This window comes from Sediminibacillus massiliensis, assembly GCF_900156915.1.
Classification (GTDB): domain Bacteria; phylum Bacillota; class Bacilli; order Bacillales; family Amphibacillaceae; genus Sediminibacillus_A; species Sediminibacillus_A massiliensis.
Genome location: NZ_LT732535.1, coordinates 298,529 through 319,476, shown reverse-complemented (window position 1 = coordinate 319,476; position 20,948 = coordinate 298,529). Strand labels below are relative to the sequence as shown.

At 41.7% G+C, this 20,948-nt stretch carries 20 protein-coding genes, 2 pseudogenes and 1 riboswitch; of the genes and pseudogenes, 6 read left to right on the top strand and 16 right to left on the bottom strand.

The genetic code is table 11. The features are described 5' to 3' along the window. Positions 1-37: 37 nt before the first annotated feature. Positions 38-1,155 (top strand): annotated as a pseudogene (locus CZ434_RS21700) (IS3 family transposase); the annotation flags it as partial. Between the two features lie 53 nt (positions 1,156-1,208). Here the strand turns inward: CZ434_RS21700 and gcvPB (CZ434_RS02240) are convergent. Next, the gene (gene gcvPB, locus CZ434_RS02240) at positions 1,209-2,645 is read right to left on the bottom strand and encodes an aminomethyl-transferring glycine dehydrogenase subunit GcvPB (protein ID WP_077621592.1); all 1,437 of its coding nucleotides are present in this window, start codon (positions 2,643-2,645) and stop codon (positions 1,209-1,211) included. On the opposite strand from gcvPB (CZ434_RS02240), the pseudogene CZ434_RS22420 reads away from it, so the two are divergent. Continuing rightward, positions 2,600-3,004, top strand: a pseudogene (locus CZ434_RS22420) (DDE-type integrase/transposase/recombinase); the annotation flags it as partial. The gene gcvPB (CZ434_RS02240) and the pseudogene CZ434_RS22420 sit on opposite strands and share 46 nt — an antisense overlap. Before the next feature lie 53 nt (positions 3,005-3,057). Here the strand turns inward: CZ434_RS22420 and gcvPB (CZ434_RS02230) are convergent. From gcvPB (CZ434_RS02230) to gcvT, 3 genes are read right to left on the bottom strand one after another with little or no spacing between them, the layout of a single operon-like run. Further along, positions 3,058-4,518, bottom strand: coding sequence for an aminomethyl-transferring glycine dehydrogenase subunit GcvPB (gene gcvPB / locus CZ434_RS02230; protein ID WP_077621591.1), 1,461 nt, complete (start codon positions 4,516-4,518; stop codon positions 3,058-3,060). Continuing rightward, positions 4,511-5,860: an aminomethyl-transferring glycine dehydrogenase subunit GcvPA gene (gene gcvPA, locus CZ434_RS02225; protein ID WP_077621590.1), complete on the bottom strand. Its 1,350-nt coding sequence runs from the start codon at positions 5,858-5,860 to the stop codon at positions 4,511-4,513. The genes gcvPB (CZ434_RS02230) and gcvPA overlap by 8 nt, the downstream gene beginning before the upstream one ends. 24 nt (positions 5,861-5,884) lie before the next feature. Further along, positions 5,885-6,991 carry a glycine cleavage system aminomethyltransferase GcvT gene (gene gcvT / locus CZ434_RS02220; RefSeq protein WP_179107349.1) on the bottom strand — a complete coding sequence of 369 codons (1,107 nt, stop codon included), beginning with the start codon at positions 6,989-6,991 and terminating at the stop codon, positions 5,885-5,887. 164 nt (positions 6,992-7,155) lie between these two features. Then, positions 7,156-7,242: riboswitch (glycine riboswitch) on the bottom strand. 164 nt (positions 7,243-7,406) lie between these two features. On the opposite strand from gcvT, the gene CZ434_RS02215 reads away from it, so the two are divergent. Both CZ434_RS02215 and CZ434_RS02210 read left to right on the top strand, forming a co-directional pair. Continuing rightward, on the top strand, positions 7,407-9,083 hold the full coding sequence (locus CZ434_RS02215) for a DEAD/DEAH box helicase (RefSeq protein WP_077621589.1): 1,677 nt from the start codon (positions 7,407-7,409) through the stop codon (positions 9,081-9,083). After that, entirely contained in the window at positions 9,061-9,870 is an 810-nt protein-coding gene (locus CZ434_RS02210; protein ID WP_077621588.1) for a YqhG family protein, read from the top strand. The genes CZ434_RS02215 and CZ434_RS02210 overlap by 23 nt, the downstream gene beginning before the upstream one ends. A 14-nt stretch (positions 9,871-9,884) precedes the next feature. Here CZ434_RS02210 and CZ434_RS02205 read toward each other — a convergent pair whose 3' ends face one another. Together CZ434_RS02205 and CZ434_RS02200 are read right to left on the bottom strand one after the other, a co-directional pair. Then, complete coding sequence (locus CZ434_RS02205; protein WP_077621587.1) at positions 9,885-10,070, bottom strand: YqzE family protein; 186 nt, start codon at positions 10,068-10,070, stop codon at positions 9,885-9,887. A gap of 59 nt (positions 10,071-10,129) precedes the next feature. Then, a complete protein-coding gene (locus CZ434_RS02200; RefSeq protein ID WP_245830913.1) occupies positions 10,130-10,642 on the bottom strand; it encodes a shikimate kinase in 513 nt (170 codons plus the stop codon). Positions 10,643-10,745: 103 nt separating this feature from the next. Here CZ434_RS02200 and CZ434_RS02195 point away from each other — a divergent pair, with 103 nt between their 5' ends. Continuing rightward, on the top strand, positions 10,746-11,198 hold the full coding sequence (locus tag CZ434_RS02195; RefSeq protein WP_077621585.1) for an ATPase, T2SS/T4P/T4SS family: 453 nt from the start codon (positions 10,746-10,748) through the stop codon (positions 11,196-11,198). Between the two features lie 84 nt (positions 11,199-11,282). Beyond that, a complete protein-coding gene (locus CZ434_RS02190; RefSeq protein ID WP_077621584.1) occupies positions 11,283-11,687 on the top strand; it encodes a hypothetical protein in 405 nt (134 codons plus the stop codon). A gap of 30 nt (positions 11,688-11,717) precedes the next feature. Here the strand turns inward: CZ434_RS02190 and CZ434_RS02185 are convergent, their stop codons facing one another. The 10 genes from CZ434_RS02185 to CZ434_RS02145 all read right to left on the bottom strand — a co-directional run bounded on the left by CZ434_RS02185 (position 11,718) and on the right by CZ434_RS02145 (position 20,908). After that, entirely contained in the window at positions 11,718-13,928 is a 2,211-nt protein-coding gene (locus CZ434_RS02185; RefSeq protein ID WP_077621583.1) for a type IV secretory system conjugative DNA transfer family protein, read from the bottom strand. Beyond that, the gene (locus CZ434_RS22585) at positions 13,928-14,062 is read right to left on the bottom strand and encodes a hypothetical protein (RefSeq protein WP_281252224.1); all 135 of its coding nucleotides are present in this window, start codon (positions 14,060-14,062) and stop codon (positions 13,928-13,930) included. Before CZ434_RS22585 ends, CZ434_RS02185 begins: the two co-directional genes overlap by 1 nt. After that, positions 14,059-14,505 carry a hypothetical protein gene (locus tag CZ434_RS02180; protein ID WP_077621582.1) on the bottom strand — a complete coding sequence of 149 codons (447 nt, stop codon included), beginning with the start codon at positions 14,503-14,505 and terminating at the stop codon, positions 14,059-14,061. The genes CZ434_RS22585 and CZ434_RS02180 overlap by 4 nt, the downstream gene beginning before the upstream one ends. 129 nt (positions 14,506-14,634) lie before the next feature. Then, positions 14,635-14,823, bottom strand: a complete 189-nt coding sequence (locus tag CZ434_RS02175; protein ID WP_077621581.1) for a hypothetical protein — start codon at positions 14,821-14,823, stop codon at positions 14,635-14,637. Between the two features lie 100 nt (positions 14,824-14,923). Then, a complete protein-coding gene (locus CZ434_RS02170) occupies positions 14,924-15,106 on the bottom strand; it encodes a helix-turn-helix domain-containing protein (RefSeq protein WP_077621580.1) in 183 nt (60 codons plus the stop codon). Between the two features lie 485 nt (positions 15,107-15,591). Next, the gene (locus CZ434_RS02165; protein WP_077621579.1) at positions 15,592-16,770 is read right to left on the bottom strand and encodes a peptidoglycan-binding protein; all 1,179 of its coding nucleotides are present in this window, start codon (positions 16,768-16,770) and stop codon (positions 15,592-15,594) included. Then, positions 16,770-17,207: a phage holin family protein gene (locus CZ434_RS02160; RefSeq protein WP_077621578.1), complete on the bottom strand. Its 438-nt coding sequence runs from the start codon at positions 17,205-17,207 to the stop codon at positions 16,770-16,772. Before CZ434_RS02160 ends, CZ434_RS02165 begins: the two co-directional genes overlap by 1 nt. A 144-nt stretch (positions 17,208-17,351) precedes the next feature. Continuing rightward, the gene (locus CZ434_RS02155; RefSeq protein WP_077621577.1) at positions 17,352-17,855 is read right to left on the bottom strand and encodes a hypothetical protein; all 504 of its coding nucleotides are present in this window, start codon (positions 17,853-17,855) and stop codon (positions 17,352-17,354) included. A gap of 70 nt (positions 17,856-17,925) precedes the next feature. Continuing rightward, a complete protein-coding gene (locus tag CZ434_RS02150; protein WP_077621576.1) occupies positions 17,926-18,369 on the bottom strand; it encodes a DUF1617 family protein in 444 nt (147 codons plus the stop codon). Further along, positions 18,359-20,908: a tail tube TT1 domain-containing protein gene (locus tag CZ434_RS02145; RefSeq protein ID WP_179107153.1), complete on the bottom strand. Its 2,550-nt coding sequence runs from the start codon at positions 20,906-20,908 to the stop codon at positions 18,359-18,361. Before CZ434_RS02145 ends, CZ434_RS02150 begins: the two co-directional genes overlap by 11 nt. Positions 20,909-20,948: the final 40 nt, after the last annotated feature.

The following is a 20,948-nucleotide window of genomic DNA, read 5'->3' as shown; positions in this document are numbered from 1 at the left end:
GTATATACAATTATCGACATTTGGAGGTGTTTTTCTTATGGGAAAGAAAAGGTTTTATCCAGAAGAAATAAAAAAGGAAGTTATTCGCTTGAAGCTTGAAGGGAATCTAACGAACAGGGAAATTATGCAGAAATTCGGAATCAAAAATAAGTCTCAGATTAAGTCATGGATGAAATGGTTTCGAGAGGGAGAAGAACATAGGTTGTCTCAGCCTATTGGGAAACAATATTCTTATGGAAAAGGCCCAGAAGATAATAGTGAACTGTCTCAGCTCAAGAAGAAAGTTAATTACTATGAGATGAGGGAAGAAATGATGGGAAAGTATCAAGAAATCGAAAGGAAGTGGTCCCAGAAGTATTCGTCGAAGTTGTAGAAGTGTTAAGCCATAAGTACACCGTGATGACAATATGTGAGTGTTTCGGTGTGCCTAAATCCACCTATTACCGCTGGAAGAAGAAATCAGATAAACTGCCTTATCTTCATCAACTGATCATAAATATTTGTAAGCAGTTCTCTTACAGACTTGGCCATAGAAATGTAAGAGGCATACTGAAGAATGATTATAAGATCAAGGTCAACCGAAAAACTGTTCAAAAGGTTATGCAAAAGTATCATATCCAATGTAGAGTGAAAAAGAAAAGAAAGTCCCATATCGCCGGGGAGGGTAAATGTATCGTTCCGAACCTTCTCAAACAGAACTTTCAGGCTGATCACCCTAACCAAAAGTGGGTAACGGATATTACATACTTGCCTTATGGTGAAAAAATGCTTTATCTGTCCACCATAATGGATTTATACAACAATGAAGTTATAGCTTATAGAGTAAGCGATACCCAAGAGGTTCATTTAGTCTTAGACACGTTGGAGGCTGCATGTGAAAGAAGAGAGACACATGGAGTCATTTTACACAGTGATCAGGGGGCTCAGTACACCTCGTATGCTTTTCAGGAGCTAGCTAAAGAAAAAGGCATTATCACAAGCATGTCCCGAAAAGGCAACTGCTTTGATAATGCCGTAATCGAATCCTTCCATTCCTCGCTAAAGTCGGAAGAATTCAACACCCAAATAAGGGTGAAACCTACAAACTCTATTGTACTAGAAAAAGTGGAGTCGTACATGTATTATTACAACTATATACGACCTTTTACAAAATTATTATTCAGTCTCATTTCTCTGGGTCAGTTCACTCCCAAGGGGGTTTTGTCAGCTTATTCTTTTACATACATTAGAACAGGCTTTCGTGCAGCGGTCGTCTCATCCATACGTTTTACGACGGTGGTGTGCGGAGCTTCCTGGACAATTTCGGGGTCATGCCTTGCCTCTTCGGAAATCTGAAGCATTGTCTCTATAAAACCGTCAAGAGTTTCCTTTGATTCTGTCTCGGTCGGTTCCACCATCAAGGCTTCCTCTACATTCAACGGGAAATAAATGGTTGGCGGATGGTAGCCGAAGTCAAGCAGTCGTTTAGCGATGTCCAGGGTGCGGACACCTTGTTTCTTCTGCTTTTTACCTGATAAGACAAATTCATGCTTGCAATGCTGTGTGTACGGGAGGAAGAATTGTTGTTCCAATTTCCGCATCATATAATTAGCATTAAGGACAGCATATTCACTGACTTTCTTGAGACCTTCTGCCCCCATTGTCCGGATATACGTATAAGCTCTCAAATTGATTCCGAAATTACCATAATACGGTTTCACCCTGCCGATAGAATCGGGCCTGTTATAATCAAATCCAAAAGTATCCCCTTGCTTAGTCAGCAATGGTTTAGGTAAAAATCTGGCAAATTCTTTGGTAACACCCACCGGACCGGAACCTGGACCACCCCCGCCATGCGGACCTGTAAAAGTTTTGTGAAGGTTCAAATGGACGACATCAAAGCCCATATCCCCCGGACGTGCATAGCCCATTATGGCATTCAAATTGGCCCCGTCGTAATAAAGTTTTCCGCCTGCCTGATGAATGATTTCCGCCATTTCCACAATGTTTTCTTCAAAAAGACCAAGTGTGTTGGGATTTGTCAACATGAGAGCAGCTGTGTCATTTCCGACAACCCTTTTTAAGTCCTCTAAATCAACCGTACCACGTTCATTCGATTTAACTGTTACAGCCTCGAACCCAGCAACTGTCGCCGATGCCGGATTGGTACCATGAGCAGAATCGGGTACGATAACTTTTGTCCTGTTTCTATCGCCATTTGCTTCATGGAAAGCCCTGATCATCATCAAACCTGTCCATTCACCCTGTGCTCCAGCTGCCGGCTGAAGGGTGACCTCATCCATCCCAGTTATTTCGGCAAGTGATGTTTGCAAATCATACATGACTTCCAAAGCGCCTTGAACGGTTTCTGTTTCCTGATACGGATGGATATGACTGAAACCTTCAAGTCTGGCAATGTCTTCGTTCATTTTCGGGTTATATTTCATCGTACAAGACCCTAACGGATAAAAACCTGAATCAACCCCATGATTCCGTTTTGACAAAGCCGTATAATGACGGATGATCTGCAGTTCACTTACTTCCGGCAAGGCAGGTGCTTCTTTGCGGACATATACTTCATCCAATTCTTGTTCAAGATTTGTTTCAGGAACATCTAGGNCCTTATGGTGAAAAAATGCTTTATCTGTCCACCATAATGGATTTATACAACAATGAAGTTATAGCTTATAGAGTAAGCGATACCCAAGAGGTTCATTTAGTCTTAGACACGTTGGAGGCTGCATGTGAAAGAAGAGAGACACATGGAGTCATTTTACACAGTGATCAGGGGGCTCAGTACACCTCGTATGCTTTTCAGGAGCTAGCTAAAGAAAAAGGCATTATCACAAGCATGTCCCGAAAAGGCAACTGCTTTGATAATGCCGTAATCGAATCCTTCCATTCCTCGCTAAAGTCGGAAGAATTCAACACCCAAATAAGGGTGAAACCTACAAACTCTATTGTACTAGAAAAAGTGGAATCGTACATGTATTATTACAATTATATACGACCTTTTACAAAATTATTATTCAGTCTCATTTCTCTGGGTCAGTTCACTCCCAAGGGGGTTTTGTCAGCTTATTCTTTTACATACATTAGAACAGGCTTTCGTGCAGCGGTCGTCTCATCCATACGTTTTACGACGGTGGTGTGCGGAGCTTCCTGGACAATTTCGGGGTCATGCCTTGCCTCTTCGGAAATCTGAAGCATTGTCTCTATAAAACCGTCAAGAGTTTCCTTTGATTCTGTCTCGGTCGGTTCCACCATCAAGGCTTCCTCTACATTCAACGGGAAATAAATGGTTGGCGGATGGTAGCCGAAGTCAAGCAGTCGTTTAGCGATGTCCAGGGTGCGGACACCTTGTTTCTTCTGCTTTTTACCTGATAAGACAAATTCATGCTTGCAATGCTGTGTGTACGGGAGGAAGAATTGTTGTTCCAATTTCCGCATCATATAATTAGCATTAAGGACAGCATATTCACTGACTTTCTTGAGACCTTCTGCCCCCATTGTCCGGATATACGTATAAGCTCTCAAATTGATTCCGAAATTACCATAATACGGTTTCACCCTGCCGATAGAATCGGGCCTGTTATAATCAAATCCAAAAGTATCCCCTTGCTTAGTCAGCAATGGTTTAGGTAAAAATCTGGCAAATTCTTTGGTAACACCCACCGGACCGGAACCTGGACCACCCCCGCCATGCGGACCTGTAAAAGTTTTGTGAAGGTTCAAATGGACGACATCAAAGCCCATATCCCCCGGACGTGCATAGCCCATTATGGCATTCAAATTGGCCCCGTCGTAATAAAGTTTTCCGCCTGCCTGATGAATGATTTCCGCCATTTCCACAATGTTTTCTTCAAAAAGACCAAGTGTGTTGGGATTTGTCAACATGAGAGCAGCTGTGTCATTTCCGACAACCCTTTTTAAGTCCTCTAAATCAACCGTACCACGTTCATTCGATTTAACTGTTACAGCCTCGAACCCAGCAACTGTCGCCGATGCCGGATTGGTACCATGAGCAGAATCGGGTACGATAACTTTTGTCCTGTTTCTATCGCCATTTGCTTCATGGAAAGCCCTGATCATCATCAAACCTGTCCATTCACCCTGTGCTCCAGCTGCCGGCTGAAGGGTGACCTCATCCATCCCAGTTATTTCGGCAAGTGATGTTTGCAAATCATACATGACTTCCAAAGCGCCTTGAACGGTTTCTGTTTCCTGATACGGATGGATATGACTGAAACCTTCAAGTCTGGCAATGTCTTCGTTCATTTTCGGGTTATATTTCATCGTACAAGACCCTAACGGATAAAAACCTGAATCAACCCCATGATTCCGTTTTGACAAAGCCGTATAATGACGGATGATCTGCAGTTCACTTACTTCCGGCAAGGCAGGTGCTTCTTTGCGGACATATACTTCATCCAATTCTTGTTCAAGATTTGTTTCAGGAACATCTAGGTCAGGGAGGCTGAAGCCTGTCCTTCCTTCCTTGCTATGTTCAAAAATCAAAGGAAAATCTTGTTTATCCATTAATATCCCTCATTTCTCTTACAAAAGAATCAATCTCATTTTTCGTCCGGATCTCCGTTACTGCAACCAACATATGATTTCTTAAATGCGGGAACGTTCTTCCCAGATCATATCCGCCAATAAAGCCTTTCTGTAATAACCTCTTATTAACCTCAGCAATCTCCGAATCCAGTTTAATGACGAGTTCATTGAAAAAAGGACCTTGAAATGCCACGGCCAATCCGCTTTTTTCCAATTGACTCTTCATGTAACGGGACTTCTGCATGTTCATCCATGCCGTCTTTTTTATCCCCTGTTTCCCCAAGGAACTCATAGCCACGGAGGAAGCTAACGCATTAAGCGCCTGATTCGAGCAAATATTAGACGTAGCCTTGTCCCTGCGTATATGTTGTTCCCTTGCCTGCAAAGTCAGTACGAAGCCCCTTCGTCCTTCTTCATCGGTGGTTTGGCCGACCAATCTACCTGGTACTTTCCGCATCAGTTTTCTCGATGTGGCAAAGTAACCACAATGAGGTCCACCAAATTGAGGTGGTATCCCAAATACCTGTGTATCCCCAACCACAATATCTGCACCGAAATGTGCCGGTGGTGTGAGATAACCTAGCGCAAGAGGATTGCTGGAAACAATCAGCATCGTCTTTTTGTTTTCCGCCAAGATGCTTTGAATTCGATCCATCGGTTCAATTTGGCCAAAGAAATTAGGATATTGGACAACAACACTTGCTGTATCTTCATCTACAGCCGCTTTCAAACTCTCAAGATCCATAATTCCTTCTTGCTGCTGGATGACCACTACTTCCAGCTCCGGCCCCTTGGCATAAGATTTGATAACTTCGAGTGATTCAGGATGGACTGTTTCCGCCACCAATATCTTCTTCTTTTTCGTCTGGGCGGCACTTAGATTGACAGCTTCTGCCAAAGCAGTTGATCCATCATACATGGATGAATTTGCCACATCCATTCCGGTCAACTGACCTATCATGGTCTGAAACTCAAATATAGCCTGGAGTTCCCCTTGAGAAATTTCCGGTTGATAAGGGGTGTATGCCGTATAAAACTCCGACCTGGAAATAACATGGTCAACTATCGATGGGATGTGATGCTCATATACCCCTGCACCCAAAAAGGACACATGCGATTTCAGGCTTACATTCTTTTTCGACAGTGCTGTAAGTTCCTTTGTCAATTCTGCTTCACTTGCAGGCGACTTGATGTTAAGTCTTCCGTTGTATCTGATTGATGCAGGTACGTCTGAAAACAACTCCTCTGTGGAACGAATACCTATTGTTTCAAGCATTACTTGTTTATCTTGTTCAGTCATTGGTAAATAACGAAACTCCATTTGCCAGTTCCTCCTCCAGCTTGTCTATGAGCGTTTATAAAAAGGGATGTCAACCACTTTGGCTTTTAATTGCTTGTTCCTTACTTTCACTTCTACTTCCTGGTTCCGTTTTGTGTAGGATGTCTTGAGCAGCGCAAGTCCTACATTTTTCTTCAGTGTTGGTGAATGCGTCCCGGTTGTAACAAATCCGATTAATTCCTCTCCGGAAAATATTTCATAACCATGCCGGGGTATTCCTTTGTCGATCATCTCTATTCCGACGAGCTTGCGTTTCGTCCCCTCTTGCTTCTGCAAACGGAGAGCTTCCTTACCGATGAAGTCTGCTTCTTTATCCGTTTTGACCGCAAAGCCGAGACCTGCTTCGATCGGTGAAATTTCAGCCGTTAACTCCTGGCCATATAAAGCTAGATTCGCTTCGAACCGTAATGTGTCCCGCGCACCCAGGCCAACTGGCTGCAATCCTTCTGCCTGTCCCGCCTTCATTATTTCTTCCCAGAGTCTGCTGCCAAAATTTGCCGGTATGTAAATTTCGAAACCATCCTCACCTGTATATCCGGTTCTTGATACGATTGCTTCGGCCTCTTCCACTGCATCAAATTTCACCGGACTTTCAAACCGGAAGAAACCGATCCGAGCCAAGTCTGTATCGGTAATTTTCTGTAATATGTATTCTGCTTTCGGTCCTTGAATAGCCAGTTGTACATAATCTTTACTCTGATCCTTAATAGCGACGTCGGCAGGCTTATGTTGTAAAAGCCAGTCATAATCTTTTTTTGTGTTTGCTGCATTTACGACAAGTAAATACTTGTCCGTATTTAGCATATAGATGATCAGGTCATCTACGGTTCCGCCATTTTCGTAACACATCAATGTGTACTGAGCCTTTTTGGGTGTGAGTTTCTCTACATCATTTGTCAACATTTTTTGAAGGAACGACTTGCTGTTGTCTCCTTCAACCATTATTTCTCCCATATGGGATACATCAAATAAACCTGCAGCTGTTCTTGTAGCTTCATGTTCTTTTTTAATGCCTGAAAACTGGACAGGCAACTCCCAACCGCCGAAGTCAGTTGTCTTGGCACCTTGCTTTTCATATTGAGGAAACAATGGCGTCCTTTTCATTTCCTTCACTTGATACATCCCCTTTTTCTGTAATTTCCCAAGCATCAATGCCGAAAAAAAGACAGAGATCCCCTTTTGCAGGAAATCTCTGTCCATTTCACCAGAAAGTTTCGCCCGAATCAAACGGGCTTGCTTCTTGGGTAGTTTACCGCAGTAAACACTCTCCAGAGTTGCGTCATACAAGAGTCTTTTTGCCTGAGAGATTCACATATGTTTGCTCCTTCGGCGCTACTGAACGTAGTCTCTCCTCTTATAATCATTCGCGATATTAATTTGCCGTAATCGGGACATACTAAAAGCCAGTCCGGATACATCAATAACAAAAACCGATTATTAAGAATTGTGGTACATTTTATAAAATTCAGCCTCATTATATCACAGCCATTTGTTTCTGTGTAATAGATTTTTTAAAGTAGGTGTTTTCATGAATATTCAATTGAACCGTGATAATGAATTTATTGAAGATTTCGAGCAGGCATTAGAGAGCAACGAGTCCATGTCTTCCTGGGAATTGTTTAACATGTCCTATTTGGCCGCAAAGGCGACTGTAACTCCTGAATTTAAAGGTCTGACCGCCCCTGGGCATTTACCGCATATGGACTTTCTTCCGCACCAGTTGGAGTGCGCACAGCAAGTGGTAGAAGAGATGAACGGTAGAGGACTTCTTGCAGATGAAGTCGGGTTGGGAAAAACGATAGAAGCTGGTCTCATTCTGAAAGAATACATGATCAGAGGTTTGGTGACAAAAGCTTTAATACTGGTGCCTGCTTCCCTCGTCAATCAATGGGTATTGGAATTGAACCAGAAATTCTATATACCGGCTGTTTCACAAGGAAAGCGTCCTGTCTGGGACCAGGACGGTATCATTGTCACTTCAATTGACACAGCAAAGCGTCCGCCACACCGCGATATCATCCTTGATCAATCCTATGATTTCGTGTTGATCGATGAAGCCCATAAACTTAAAAACCATAAAACGAAAAACTATGAGTTTGTCAGAGCATTGAAAAAAAAATATTGTCTGCTGCTGACCGCCACTCCCGTGCAAAACCGGCTGAGCGATATTTTCAATCTCGTTTCTATCCTTAAACCAGGTTATCTCGGAAATTATGAAGATTTCACTGCGAATTTCGGCAAGGACAGAAAGAATCTATTTAATGATGAGTACCTGAAACAGCTTGTCCAAAAAGTGATGGTCCGGAACCGTCGGGAGGATACTGCCGTTGATTGGACGAAGAGAAAAGTAGAAACGGTCTGGATTAACTTCTCGGAAGCTGAATTAAACACTTACAACATGCTCCGGGAGATATCCTCCCAATCTTCGAGCTTTGCTTCGATAACATTAACAAGGGAGCTCTGTTCATCCAGGGAAGCCTGTTATTTATCGGTCAAAAAAATGATTGACAACAATCCCGGCATGGCATTAAGACAACAATTTGAAGAAGTCCTAGCGGAGATTGAAAAGCTCCCTCACCACGCAAAAGCAGAAAAAGTAGTTGAATTGATAAAGAATAAGGATGAAAAATTTATTATTTTCACAGAATACAGGGCAAGCCAGCTTTATTTACAATGGTATTTACAACAACATGGAATCTCGTCCGTTCCTTTCCGGGGAGGATTCAAGAGGAGCAAAAAAGATTGGATGAAGCAGCTTTTCCAGAACCATGCACAGGTCTTGATTGCAACAGAGGCAGGAGGAGAAGGGATAAACCTCCAGTTTTGCAGCAATATGATCAATTATGATTTACCATGGAACCCGATGAGACTGGAACAGCGAATCGGCCGTATCCACAGGTTTGGGCAAAAAGAAGATGTCCATATATACAATTTAGCAATAAAGGATACGATGGAAGAACAAGTTTTAAATCTCCTCTATGAAAAAATTCAATTATTCGAGCGAGTGGTCGGAAATCTGGATGCAATCCTTGCCGAATTGGAAATAACGGATGTAGAAAACGAAATAAATTCAATATTTCTTGAATCCCAGTCCGAAGGGGAAGCAAAGGTCAAACTGGAAAATCTATCGTCGGTAATTTCCTTTACCCAAGAACGCCATTTCCAGCAAAAGGAGGGGCAAGATGGCAATAGAGAATCTTCATGAATTTATCACAGAGTATTTTATCGCAAACAAGTGCGAACCCATCGAAAATGAGAATGGAAAAGTGACCTTCCAGCTGACAGACGAAATGGATGAATTAATCATGAACAGGCCATTTTATTGGCATTATATAAAGAAAATCGGACAGGCTGGCCAGCCGATGAAATTGTCTCTTATAACAAATCCTGAACGGCGGGAAGAACAAGGGGAATGGATCCATTTCGGAAGTCCGCGGCTCCACCAGATTTTCCGGACACTAAGCGTTCAAGGAAAGATAACCAAACAGTTCGAAAATAATAACGAAAACCCTAAAAGCGCTTTGATTCCCTGGCTGGTGATCAACGCGAGGCTCAGTTTTAAAGGAAAACACAAAAAAGATGAGATGATATCCCTTGGTCTGCAAATGATCAACGGAGCGATAAGAAACAATTTTATGCAAGAGTTACAACAGCTCTCTTTAACTCCGGTAATCCCGGACTTTTGCTATACAATCACTCCCATGATCCGTTTAAAAAGCGGATATCAAAGACTGATCAATTATGCAGAGGAATATTTAAGAACAAAAGATTACACATGGGCAAAAGAAGCATGGGATCATCTTTATGAGGAAGGAAAACTTCTCGAACACTTTTACAAAAAAGAAGAGGATAACGAGGAGGCAAATTCACAGTTACAACAAGAACTGAAAGCTATAGAAGAACGCTTCCGGCCAAATGTCTCTATAGAGGTTGTTAACGGAGGGATATTCTATCTATCCCAGCAAACATCCGGTTTGTTGATACAAAAATAGCAGGCGCTTAGAAATTAAGGCCTGCTACTTTTCTTGATGAGGAGACGAAAAGCAAAGGGCAGCAATCCGAACCAATGACCGGATATTTCATTACTGTTACCTTTTTTGTCTGCTTTCTGTTTTAACCTTTCCTCTTGCGGGGTGTCCATATATCTTACGATTTCCTGTGTCATGAATTTCACATAATCGTTTCCGGACATAACAGCCACCATCCTTTATTAGACGGAGTTCTGTCATATTGTTACTTATTGTTGAACTCCTATGAATGTAGTTTATCCATATTTTCCATCTTTATAATCCTGAGTATTTCTGTAGCTATTTCTTCAGGCGACTTCCCATCTGTGACTATCGAAATATCTGCTGTATTTTTATATTTTGACTGTCTGTTCTCGAATAGCTGTTCTTTATCATGCAACTGCCACAATGGCCGTGACTCGTCATCGACCAGTCTTCTATTGATTTCCCCCCACGTAGTATGTAAATGAACGACAATACCATGCTCCATTAACCAGCTTCTGTTCACTTCTTTCTCGATGATCCCTCCCCCGGTAGCTATTACAGCATCTTCTACAGGCATTTTTTTCAAGACATTTGTCTCGAATCTGCGGAAAGTTTCCTCACCGTAATTCTCAAAAATAGAAGCTATGGGGCCATGCATCTTGATTATTTCCTCATCTGTGTCTTTATGACAGACATCCAGCCGTTCAGCCAGGTAATGAACAACACTTGATTTCCCGCTGCCCATAAATCCAATCAAAAAAATAGTCCTCACTTCCATGTCCTCCTCTACTATTTTTATTTATTTTTTTCGAAACTTGCAGGAAAACCAATAAAAATGTCGAAAACTAACTCAAACGAAAGCGAGGTGATAAATATTGAATGCCGCAGCTGTGTTCTCCAATAAACTCCTGTTGTCAGCGGCACAGGCCACAGCGTCAGATATCCACTTTTTCCCTTCCTCCGAGAAAGCTTCCATTTATTTCCGTATCCATGGTAAAAGAATATTTCATCGGGAAATACCGATGAGGTTATTCGAAACACTCCTTAGTTATTATAAGTTTACCTCAGGAATGGACATAGGTGAAGTCAGAAAACCGCAAAATGGGACCATTCAGTTCGAAACAAAAGATTGCCTTTACTCTCTCCGGCTGTCTACTCTGCCCGTCTATAATTCAGAAAGCCTGGCTATACGTCTGTTACCACAGCAGGCGACACCCCAATTAAACCAATTGTTTCTTTTCCCAGGTCAGTTATCTAAAATGAAAAAATGGATTTCAAACCGTGCAGGGATCATACTGCTTACCGGACCTACTGGTAGCGTTATATAAACACATCAATTTTCAAGACCTCCTTTTTAATCGCTGAATCAGGTATAATAACATCAAGTAAAGTAATCCGAGGAGGCGGTAAGGATGGGCTTAAAAGAGGAGTTTCGTAAGGCTACAAATGATTTCAAACAGGAAGTAAGAAAAGAAAACAAGAAACTAAAAGATGCAGCAGGCGATTTCAAGAAGGACATGGCGGATATTAAAAAGGACTATAAACAAGGTAGAGAAGATGACAAACAGGTTTTTGAAGTTCAAAAAGAGGCCAATAAAGTTAAACGCCAAACAGCAAAAGAAGAAGCCTTCCGGAAATCAGAAGAGAAGAAGCAAGTCGAGAAAGATACGCTATCGGAAACAGAAAAGTTGGCTAAAACAGGAAACTTTGTTTTAAGAGGTGTCGCCCTCTGGTATTTGCTTCCGTTTCTCGGAGTATTGTTTATCATCGGTATTTTTGCAGTGGTATGGGTATTAGATCTCATTGGAATAATGTAAAAGGAAAGCCCTCTATCTAAGAGGGCTTTTTTAATTACCTTCTGGAGGAGCGCTCATCTTGGCCACAAACGGTTTAACTACTTCCCCGCCACTTCTTAATATGTTTATTGCGTGGAACCTTTTTAACCCCATCGCTTCTTCCACTTTGAATGGCTTGATTTCTTCCGCCAAGTCAGAGAAAGTTTTCTTACTGGACGGATACAAGTGATAATGTGGTCCTGCTGCTTTGACAATCTCAGCCAAGTCTCTCGGTATTTGCTCCCAGGAATGAAACATCCACACATATCCTACTCTCCATTTACGACTTTCTACAGTAGCTGCCTTCCAAGTCTTTGCTGATCGTAAAAATTGGTGAGGTTCATCGAATACCACAAAGAATGGAAATTGATTCTTTTCTTCCCGAAGAGTCATGGCCAAATCGATTTTAGTGGATAATAAGTTGACGATCAGATCCACTGCTTCTGAACCTAAATCTTTTTTCGGCACATCGATGATAACGGCTTTCCGTTGACTCATAAGTTCCACCATGTCGATAGATTGATCGGATTCCATGCAGCTGCTTAAATATTCATCTCCCAAAATGGTATCCAGCCGGTTCATGATAGGGGCTAATATTTGAGCTTGCCTTTTATCAGACATGTGATGAAACTGAATCAGTGTCTGGGAATAGATGTTATCGCCTAAATTGATAATAGCGCATATACGCTCTTTTTCCTTTGTGAATATGTCTATAATCTCTTTTAACTTTCCTGAGCGCATTCCCATGACGGCTGCTCTCAAATATCTAGCTGTTTGTGCACCGGCCTCATCTGTTGCTGTATTAAAGAAACCTATGATAGTGTTGGCCAACCGATTCTTTGCTCTTGAAGAATGAGCTACTTCGCACCAATCAAGTGAGATTGGTATTTCTCCCAGACGAACTCGAATGATTTTATCTGCAGGCAACGCCTTTTGAACTCCATCTCCAATTTCTCCCTTGGCCGGATCAATGGCCATTGCACCAAAGCCTTTATCTACTGCATTGACAATCCAGTTGGATCCAAAACCTTTTGTTTTTCCTTGCCCCATCCCACCTACAACGATTCGAGGCAGGCACAATTCATCGTGGTCTTTAATCGGCATATATACCGGCTGCTTTTTACCTTTGAAGGTTGCTGTGCCTAATTCCATTCCGTCTTTCTTGATGGCATCTGGAATATCTATCTCTCTTCCGTCTACTGTTTCGATAATCGGGTACTCTTCTTGAAGTGCTCTTTGCGGCAGCTTAATAAAATGCGATATCTCAGGCGAGGTGATGATTTGCCGTTTACCGAAAAGAAAAGGTACCGGAATATGACGTCTGTGAATGTCTTCGAAAAACCGTTTGGTCTGCCGAGGTTTAATCAACTTTTCTTTTAACTGATTGTCATGATTCAGCTGCTTCAGGGCCAAACTTATTCCTCTGGCAATACGGCGCCTTCTTCTCTCATCCTTTGATTGTACAACTACACGTAAAGTGAAATCGAATCCAAAATTACCAGGTTTTAATTCTGTTGCTTTACTGAATTCTTTTTTGATCCAATGTTTAGGAGGCTTTTTCTCAAATTCATTTCTGTCCCTTTCAGCATCTTTGAACCACTCCTCTTCGGCCGATTGGAATCCGAATTGGATGAATGCTTTGTCTCCCCTTTGCATGAAACGGGATATCTCCAAAAGCTCTTCCAACGGTATCTGCTGCATGGCACGGTCTGTTTTCAACGATAGGAAAAATGGATACTTCAGTTTGAAACGCAAGCATAAAGAGTCTTTTGGAAACTGATCGGAAAATTTGTGCTCATCTTGCAGAGTGACGTGCTTCCATATAACTTGGCTTTGTTGTTTAACAACGTCTGTTAAATCGGTATTGGTAGTGATGAAAGTACGATAGGAGGAATTGGTGATTTCCGTTTCGAAGAAGATTCTATCCGGATCCCGCAGCAGCCCTTTGTTAAACCTTTTTATCAGTTCTTCATAAGTGTCGGCAAGCGAATCGGCAAATTGACCTACTTTAATATTTTTCACATTGGAATGAGGGATGATTTGAAAAGTGCTATATTTGGGGCGTTGCTGTTGTTTAGGTTGAAGCTTTGTCAATTTTATAGGGGCCTCTTTGTTATTTACTTTAGCAATGAACATGGGAGATGGTTCTTCTTTGACAACTGGTTTAATGACGGGCGCCGCAAGTCGGATTTTAATTTGAGAGCCATTCCACGCTATATCCATCAGAATACCTCCAATACAGATTTTATGCCTTTCATGATTTTAACCGCCAATCCGTCTGACGCCTCAACTGTCTGATACAAAGCATAGAAAGTGCCGGCGATAAACCCAATAACCAACCCTGATAAAAATCTCATTGACCCATCACATCCTTAATGCCGCCATTCTGTACGTCTTTGAATGCTTCCAGCAAGGCATCGTTCAACGTCATGGCAATGATGGCGAAGAGCATGATTGCTGCAGGAGCCAGGAACACCCCGCCAACAATAAATGCTGTTGTCTTCAAGGTCATCGTGCCCCACCTCTTTTTAACCGCCAGGAGAGAAAGGCCCGCGATGATGGCCAACACACCAAGACCCAGAGCCATGGATTGAAATTGGTGGATTAACGGCTGCACCTGCTCATAAAAAGAGCTTGCGTGAGCTTTTTCCGCTGACATCAATGTTGCCGATGCGGACCAGAAAGCGATTGCCATGGTCTGAAGTTTCTTGTTTCCCCATCGGGCAATAACGATTTCATCCTCTTGAATAGCAGATTCTTCTGTATCAAACCACTGTTGTCCGTTAATTTTAATCAGCATTTTCATACCTCCTGTATATTTGCACAAAATTTCGTCCATAATACAAACAAAAGAGAGGTGATACCCCATGATCCCATTAATCCTAATTACTGGTGGAGTTGCGTTGATTGCCTTTTCCCAACTTCCACTTTAATCTATTTTGATTCTGACACCGCCTGTTGCCGTTCTGTGGACACTCGATTGCTTTTGCATGTCACGGTCGATTAACTTTTTTACGTACCCGGAAAAGTTATCTACGTCTTTCACATGATTAAAGCGTTTCTCATCAACCAAATTATCCAGGTTAAAAGATACGGGTCTGTTCTTCATGGTGGCCATCCGTTTTCCCTCCTTGGGGTATCGTGATACTTCATGATATGTAATCGGATAACATGATATGCACAAAATATCGTCATTTAAGACGAAAAAATAGGCCGCCTTAACTCGGCGGCCAAATTTCATAAACGGATCTATTTAATGCAGAGGCAATCATATAAGCTTTGTCTAATTGAGGAGCAGTGCCTTTTGTGTAGGAAGTGATCGTATTCCGATGCACCCCCGATTTCTTGGAAAGCCATATATAAGTCCTTCCATCCAGAAATTCATCTATCCTGCAATTCATTTTACTCACCTCAACAGATTATTCTCTGCAGATGAGATGTAATCCTGCTTAGAAAATCATCTGTTTTTCGTACGAAACTAATCAATCTGTCGACGACATACTTAGGCTATGGAAGCTGTGCGCTCGCCTGCGCTATGCTACAGCGTATGCGCGCATGAGAGGGAATATGCATAATTGGAAAAAAAAATAAAAAAAAAGCCCTCACCGAGGTGAAGGGCAGTCCCATAAATGGAACATGAAAGGATACATATACATATCAATATCAATATCAATATCAATATCTGTATAATTTACACAATCTTTACAAATAATATACCTTAAGGGTGCAGACATACTTCTATATCCGATTCAATCCCTTATAAAGCCTCTTCTTCTGAAGGGGGCTTCTTTTGTATATTTATTTTAAAAGGAACACATTTTATATTCGAGGGGACAACACTTTCCTTTCTACTTCTCTTCAATCCCCCTCTTTTTCGGAGGGGGATTTAAAACATAACAGCCCATGTTTTAGGACCAACACGGCCATCGTCAACTAACCCATGGCGACGCTGATACGCTTTTACTGCTCTTTCTGTAATAGGTCCGAAACGTTCGTCTGGTTTTACCCCCACAGCTCTCTGAACTCGAGCTACTTCTTTCCCTCTGCTACCTCGTTCTATTGGATAGCCAGGATATGGAACGATCGAGTTACCATATTTCGGTTTAGGGTTGTCCTTTTTGAGTTCAGCCATCGTATTCGGTCCAATTATACCGTCTACCTGCAATCCCCTTGCTCGTTGAAAGTCCATTACTGCTTCTTCTGTTTCATCACCGAAGGATCCATCTGCTCCATATACCGGCAAATCAAATCCCAGTTCCATCAAGCGTTTTTGTTTCGCTTTTACTTCTGATCCCGTGTCTCCTTTGGAATAGTAGCCCTTCCAAGAAGTTGTTTGAGATTTTGTCTGAGTCTTTGGCGCGGGCTCTCTTTTAGCTGCAGCTAGTTTGATTTTTTGCCCTACTTTTAATTTAGAGTAATCGACATCTGGATTGATTTTGATTAAATCATCTACATTTAGCCCTTCGATTCCGTTAGCGATGCTCCAGAAGGTATCGCCTTCTTGAATAACATACTCATCAGGAAGTGGAGCTTGTTTAACATTGCTATCAAGGAACTTGAAGGCTTCCATGTAATTAAAAACGCAGCATGCTTTCCAGGGATAGCCTGGCATTTCATTATGGGACCTATCCTGACTTCCGATTTTATCGTCAACCAATGCTTGTTGCAGTTCATCGATACTTGCAAGGGTAGCTTCGTCCATTTCATCTGTCCGGTAGTCTCCTGCAACGCAAATGCCTAAAGCGAATTGGTTGCTGTTACCTACGTGATAGGTCCTTCTGTTGATATCATGGACATAGACAATTCTTGCGCGAGGGCCTTTTGGTGTCTGGATGACATTCCGCGGTTCTATTACAAAGGCATAACCACATCCTGGCCATCCTAAGTTTTCCACATGATATTTAGCAAAACCATAAGCAGTGGATCCGGAAAGGTTTTTCTTGGTCAGGGAATGGTGCCAAACACGGGTTGTTATCAACTTTATACGCTTGGAGTACTCGCCTTTTTCTGGCAAGCCTTCTCTTTTATCAACCAATTGTGGTAATTTCTCAAAGTTATAAGCCATTACTTTTCATCCTCCTTATTAATGGTGAATTCTTCTCTGACTTCTTCCGGTAATGATTTTGTTTCGTTATTTGCATCTATTGAGTTCAATCTCTCTTTTAAGCCTGAAGGAACGACCACGCCTACAGCTGCAAGGTTTTCTATAATGGATAGTCCCTCATTTGCGATATAAAAAAGAACAGTCGCATAAGTGACTGCTCCATTCAACATCAATATTTGATCTACTACGTTGGCCAATATAATCACAACCAGGACCATTACCTTCCTTGCATATCCAAACAAGCTTTTTCTACTCCAAAGGTTTCCGATTTTCCATGCCTTGAACAACCCTGAAATAATGTCCAATCCCATCGCCAGCAACAGAAGATGCAGAAACTTCACATCTCCAAACAAATAAAACCGGGCCGCCTCTAAATATTCCAAGTTAACACCGCCCATTTATTCCTCATCTCCTTCATATTAATGACCCCCTGATCTAAGACTTGCTTCTCGTATATCTTTATTTAGCCACCTCAATCAATCCCTGGTGGCGTGAGAGGACGTTGTGGCGTCCCTTCTTCCCATAAAAAAAATAGCTCACCGTTAAGTGAGCTTGTTGATATATTCTTTTAAAGCTTTTTCAACTATTTCTTTTAAGTTTTCTTGATTTTTCAACCATTCTTCATGATGTCTGTAAATTGGAATATCGTCTAAATCAATCGTTGTATGAGGTGGCTTCAACTTTCTTATTTCCTCTAAAGAAATACTTGGTTTAAAGTTACTCTTTTTCCCATATTTCGTCATCCAATCATCGTCTTCCTCAATATAGTCAATTTCTGGATAGTCAAAAGGGTTATCTATTGGTCCTGTTAAATCTAACGTTGGGAAAGGGTAATTCGCCCAATCAACTTCTAATTTTACCTTTATTATTACTCCATCACTGAGAGTGATTTCACCATCACATGGCCCTAGTTCGTCGAACTTTTCAGTAATGTCCTCTGAGGTAACCACAATTCCATAAAGATTATCTTCATGAAAGAATAAGTCACTTTCGAACAAAATTATTTCTTCACCATTCAACTTTAATGTCTTGATTGGTCCACACATACTATCCCTCCTTGTCGGTTTAATTCGACAAAAAGGAATAAAGTTCCTTTTACAGCATAAAAAAATACGCCTATTCGGCGCTGTCTTCATCTTTCTTTATTGCTGCTTCGAATGCATCCATGAGCGTGTCATACCCATCCGCTTCTTGACCTTCAAGACCATTATCGAATTCTTCGATAGCGTCAATAGCATCATACAGTACTTTAAAATTATTTACATACTCACCTCCTTCAATGATAACTTCTTCTTCACTGAGCTCTTTTGAATCGACTTCAAAAGCTCTTTTATTTTCAAGTACATATCCACCTTCTTTGGCCTCAACCAACTGACCCATATCTCTTTCGCCGTGCTTTTCAATTAATTCTTTAACGTCCTCCTGGTACTCGTTTATTTTTTTATCTAGTAGCTTGATTAGCTTTGTCCTGGCCCTTGTTTGTTTTGATTTTTTAAAATTCATGTGATAAAGAAACCGCTGAACAGATACCAATTGATAATTTTTAAATTTAAGCTGCATTTTCCAATTCCTCCACTCTTAATTTCACGGATTTTAATTCTCTTTCTAATTCATCCACCCTCGTCTGGATAGACGTTTTAAAATTTAATATTTCGTTGATTTTTTCAGATAACTCTTGGGACCCTTTCCAAAGGATTGAGGCCATGGCATATAAGTTGATGGAGTCCCCTCCTTTGATGGTTACGATATCAACTGGAGATTCTTGGACTATTAACCCTACCCGTTTTGGATCTATACCTTCAATATCTTCGTTCATGTGAAAGAAACGCACCGGTGTGCCGTTTATCATTTCCATCGCATCTTTGGTGTAATACTCTATGTTTTTCTTATAATAAACACTGGAAACTGTCACGAACTCGGCAGCTGCAATGCCCATGTAGGTAATGCCATTTCCATCATTATATCCGGCATAATTAGTTACCCTGACGTACCCCCCGCTATTGGTGGCCAAAAAGATATCATTTGAACCGATATTTGCTCTTAGACCGCTTGCGAACAATGTGATGGTTGGATCTGTTCCCGATGTTGTTCCTCCTGAAGAGCCATTCCAGTAAACGGTAGCACTTCCGTCTCTTTTATCAATACGGTTTGTGGCTATATTTCCGACATCAAACCATGTATTGCCACCTCGTACATGGTCCCCATCTACCACTGCGATTAAATTACGATCGCCGCCATAAAACATCCGAAATCCCACATGATAATCATCTGTGGCACCGTACATCAAATAGCCATCTTCATTATCATTACCTGTCGTGAAACCAAACGCTTGGTCATAGGAACTTAGATTATTACGAGGATGAACGAAAACAGGTGCATCTTTACTATCCAAGTTGACACTTTGAGAAGCATTTAACACAATTCTGTTAGTGTCAGATTCAAGAGCAACTACACCGCCGTATGAATTAATCGTTATCCCGTTTGCGCCTGTAGGGGAATAAGTCGGGTCCCACCATACAATTGTACCGGAAGAACCTTGCCCTTCCCCTTCTCCATCGAGATACGTAGAAATACCGTACTCCGATAAATATAAGGAACGATTCAAGTCATCGTTACGGAAGCGCAAGTGACCATTATGCAATCTAGTCCTTACATCATGTGTGCTTGTTTCCCCTCTCCAACTACGTTCATATGTTCCTCGAAGTTCAACGGTTGATCCGGAAATATAGGCATACTCTCCTTCATGGCCTCCATAGATGGCCACTTGGTCGGCATTGAGCGTACCAGTGGTAATGACATCAGCGACAAAACCATCAGCAGTAGCCGCAACAACAGGTGTCGCACCACCATCTGTGCTTATCATGAAACCGGCAGAATTTAACCACATCATCTTATTTGGATCGTTCTTATCTTGTGCTATGATACCTTGCACGCCATTTTGACCATTCCCAAAAATCAACTCGGTCATCGCCGCTTCTAAATTCCGAACAGCATTTTGTTTAGACGATGGGAGCACGCTGAATGGTAACTTCCTTCTACCTTCCAACAATTCTGTTATTTGTTTTGCGGCCGCATTTAAATTGGATTGATGCCTTTTGGTAATCCCTTCAGATCCAAATATTAACTTCAAGTCGATGATATCGCCTTTCCAATTCCGGATTGTCTTTAAATCCACCACCCGAACTTCCTCATTCAATCCAATCCGTTCATCAATTAAAAACACCCTATCCCCTTTTTCTGGTTGTGCAAGGGCATAACCCTGATTCCTTAAATCATGGATGTCAGCAGATACGCTTATTTTCAATGATTCATCTACCAGTATTTTTAATTGCTCTCGCATGAAATCGGGGTCTTTAATATTCCCGTTTTTGACAGGTGGTGCGTCTCTTTTTCCGATTCCTGGGATGTCTGCTAATGGTGAGGTGTATTCATCGATAAGTCCTGCATTGTTTTCGGCATCCTCATCGCCGCCATCTTCGTAGTCACCATAACCTCTTGCATAAGTGTAGAAGGCAGCTCCGTCAATCTCCTGAACGATATTAGAGGCATTAAGCCTATACCGGTATTGGAACTGTGTGTCACGACCTACCTGCCTCTCTAAATATACGGTATTTCCCGAAATTCGAAACTCAGCTTTATAGCGCTCCAGCCCTCGTTTAAAAGCACTTAGCCTGGTTTCGCTGTCCCCTAAACCTTCCCAGTCTTGTGCATAAAATGTATCTACTAAAATGAAATTGTAGCCAGACCCACCGAAGACAATGGTGAAAAACTCTTGCGCCGTCATATGGCGGTCATACCGTTCGTAAATGCGTTGAGTGTCAAAGTCATCAAAAAATTTTGGGATTGCTTTTATGCTGACAGATAATTTACTACCGACACCTTGTCGCTTGCAATAAACGATTTTGTAGTCTGTATCATTTTCATCGATGATTGTCCACATTTTGTCTATATCTTTAATAAATTGATCATTTACAATTGTCGGTAGAATAGTAGCAGACAAACTATGATTACCATTTAATTCTTCGGAGAATTCATGTGTTGCCTGGAGTGGGTTTTCATTTCCTTTTAAATCTCGTATGGATAAGACGCTGCTCGGCATTGCCTCACCTCCCTCGCAAAATAAAAGGACCCCTTTAAGG

What these genes read in the sequence shown, in the direction of transcription:
- gcvPB (WP_077621591.1), bottom strand. Translation starts at nt 4,518, where the DNA reads ATGGATAAACAAGATTTTCCTTTGATTTTTGAACATAGCAAGGAAGGA.
- gcvPA (WP_077621590.1), bottom strand. Translation starts at nt 5,860, where the DNA reads ATGGAGTTTCGTTATTTACCAATGACTGAACAAGATAAACAAGTAATG.
- CZ434_RS02215 (WP_077621589.1), top strand. Translation starts at nt 7,407, where the DNA reads ATGAATATTCAATTGAACCGTGATAATGAATTTATTGAAGATTTCGAG.
- CZ434_RS02210 (WP_077621588.1), top strand. Translation starts at nt 9,061, where the DNA reads ATGGCAATAGAGAATCTTCATGAATTTATCACAGAGTATTTTATCGCA.
- CZ434_RS02205 (WP_077621587.1), bottom strand. Translation starts at nt 10,070, where the DNA reads ATGTCCGGAAACGATTATGTGAAATTCATGACACAGGAAATCGTAAGA.
- CZ434_RS02190 (WP_077621584.1), top strand. Translation starts at nt 11,283, where the DNA reads ATGGGCTTAAAAGAGGAGTTTCGTAAGGCTACAAATGATTTCAAACAG.
- CZ434_RS02185 (WP_077621583.1), bottom strand. Translation starts at nt 13,928, where the DNA reads ATGGATATAGCGTGGAATGGCTCTCAAATTAAAATCCGACTTGCGGCG.
- CZ434_RS22585 (WP_281252224.1), bottom strand. Translation starts at nt 14,062, where the DNA reads ATGAGATTTTTATCAGGGTTGGTTATTGGGTTTATCGCCGGCACTTTC.
- CZ434_RS02180 (WP_077621582.1), bottom strand. Translation starts at nt 14,505, where the DNA reads ATGCTGATTAAAATTAACGGACAACAGTGGTTTGATACAGAAGAATCT.
- CZ434_RS02175 (WP_077621581.1), bottom strand. Translation starts at nt 14,823, where the DNA reads ATGGCCACCATGAAGAACAGACCCGTATCTTTTAACCTGGATAATTTG.
- CZ434_RS02170 (WP_077621580.1), bottom strand. Translation starts at nt 15,106, where the DNA reads ATGAATTGCAGGATAGATGAATTTCTGGATGGAAGGACTTATATATGG.
- CZ434_RS02165 (WP_077621579.1), bottom strand. Translation starts at nt 16,770, where the DNA reads ATGGCTTATAACTTTGAGAAATTACCACAATTGGTTGATAAAAGAGAA.
- CZ434_RS02160 (WP_077621578.1), bottom strand. Translation starts at nt 17,207, where the DNA reads ATGGGCGGTGTTAACTTGGAATATTTAGAGGCGGCCCGGTTTTATTTG.
- CZ434_RS02155 (WP_077621577.1), bottom strand. Translation starts at nt 17,855, where the DNA reads ATGTGTGGACCAATCAAGACATTAAAGTTGAATGGTGAAGAAATAATT.
- CZ434_RS02150 (WP_077621576.1), bottom strand. Translation starts at nt 18,369, where the DNA reads ATGCAGCTTAAATTTAAAAATTATCAATTGGTATCTGTTCAGCGGTTT.
- CZ434_RS02145 (WP_179107153.1), bottom strand. Translation starts at nt 20,908, where the DNA reads ATGCCGAGCAGCGTCTTATCCATACGAGATTTAAAAGGAAATGAAAAC.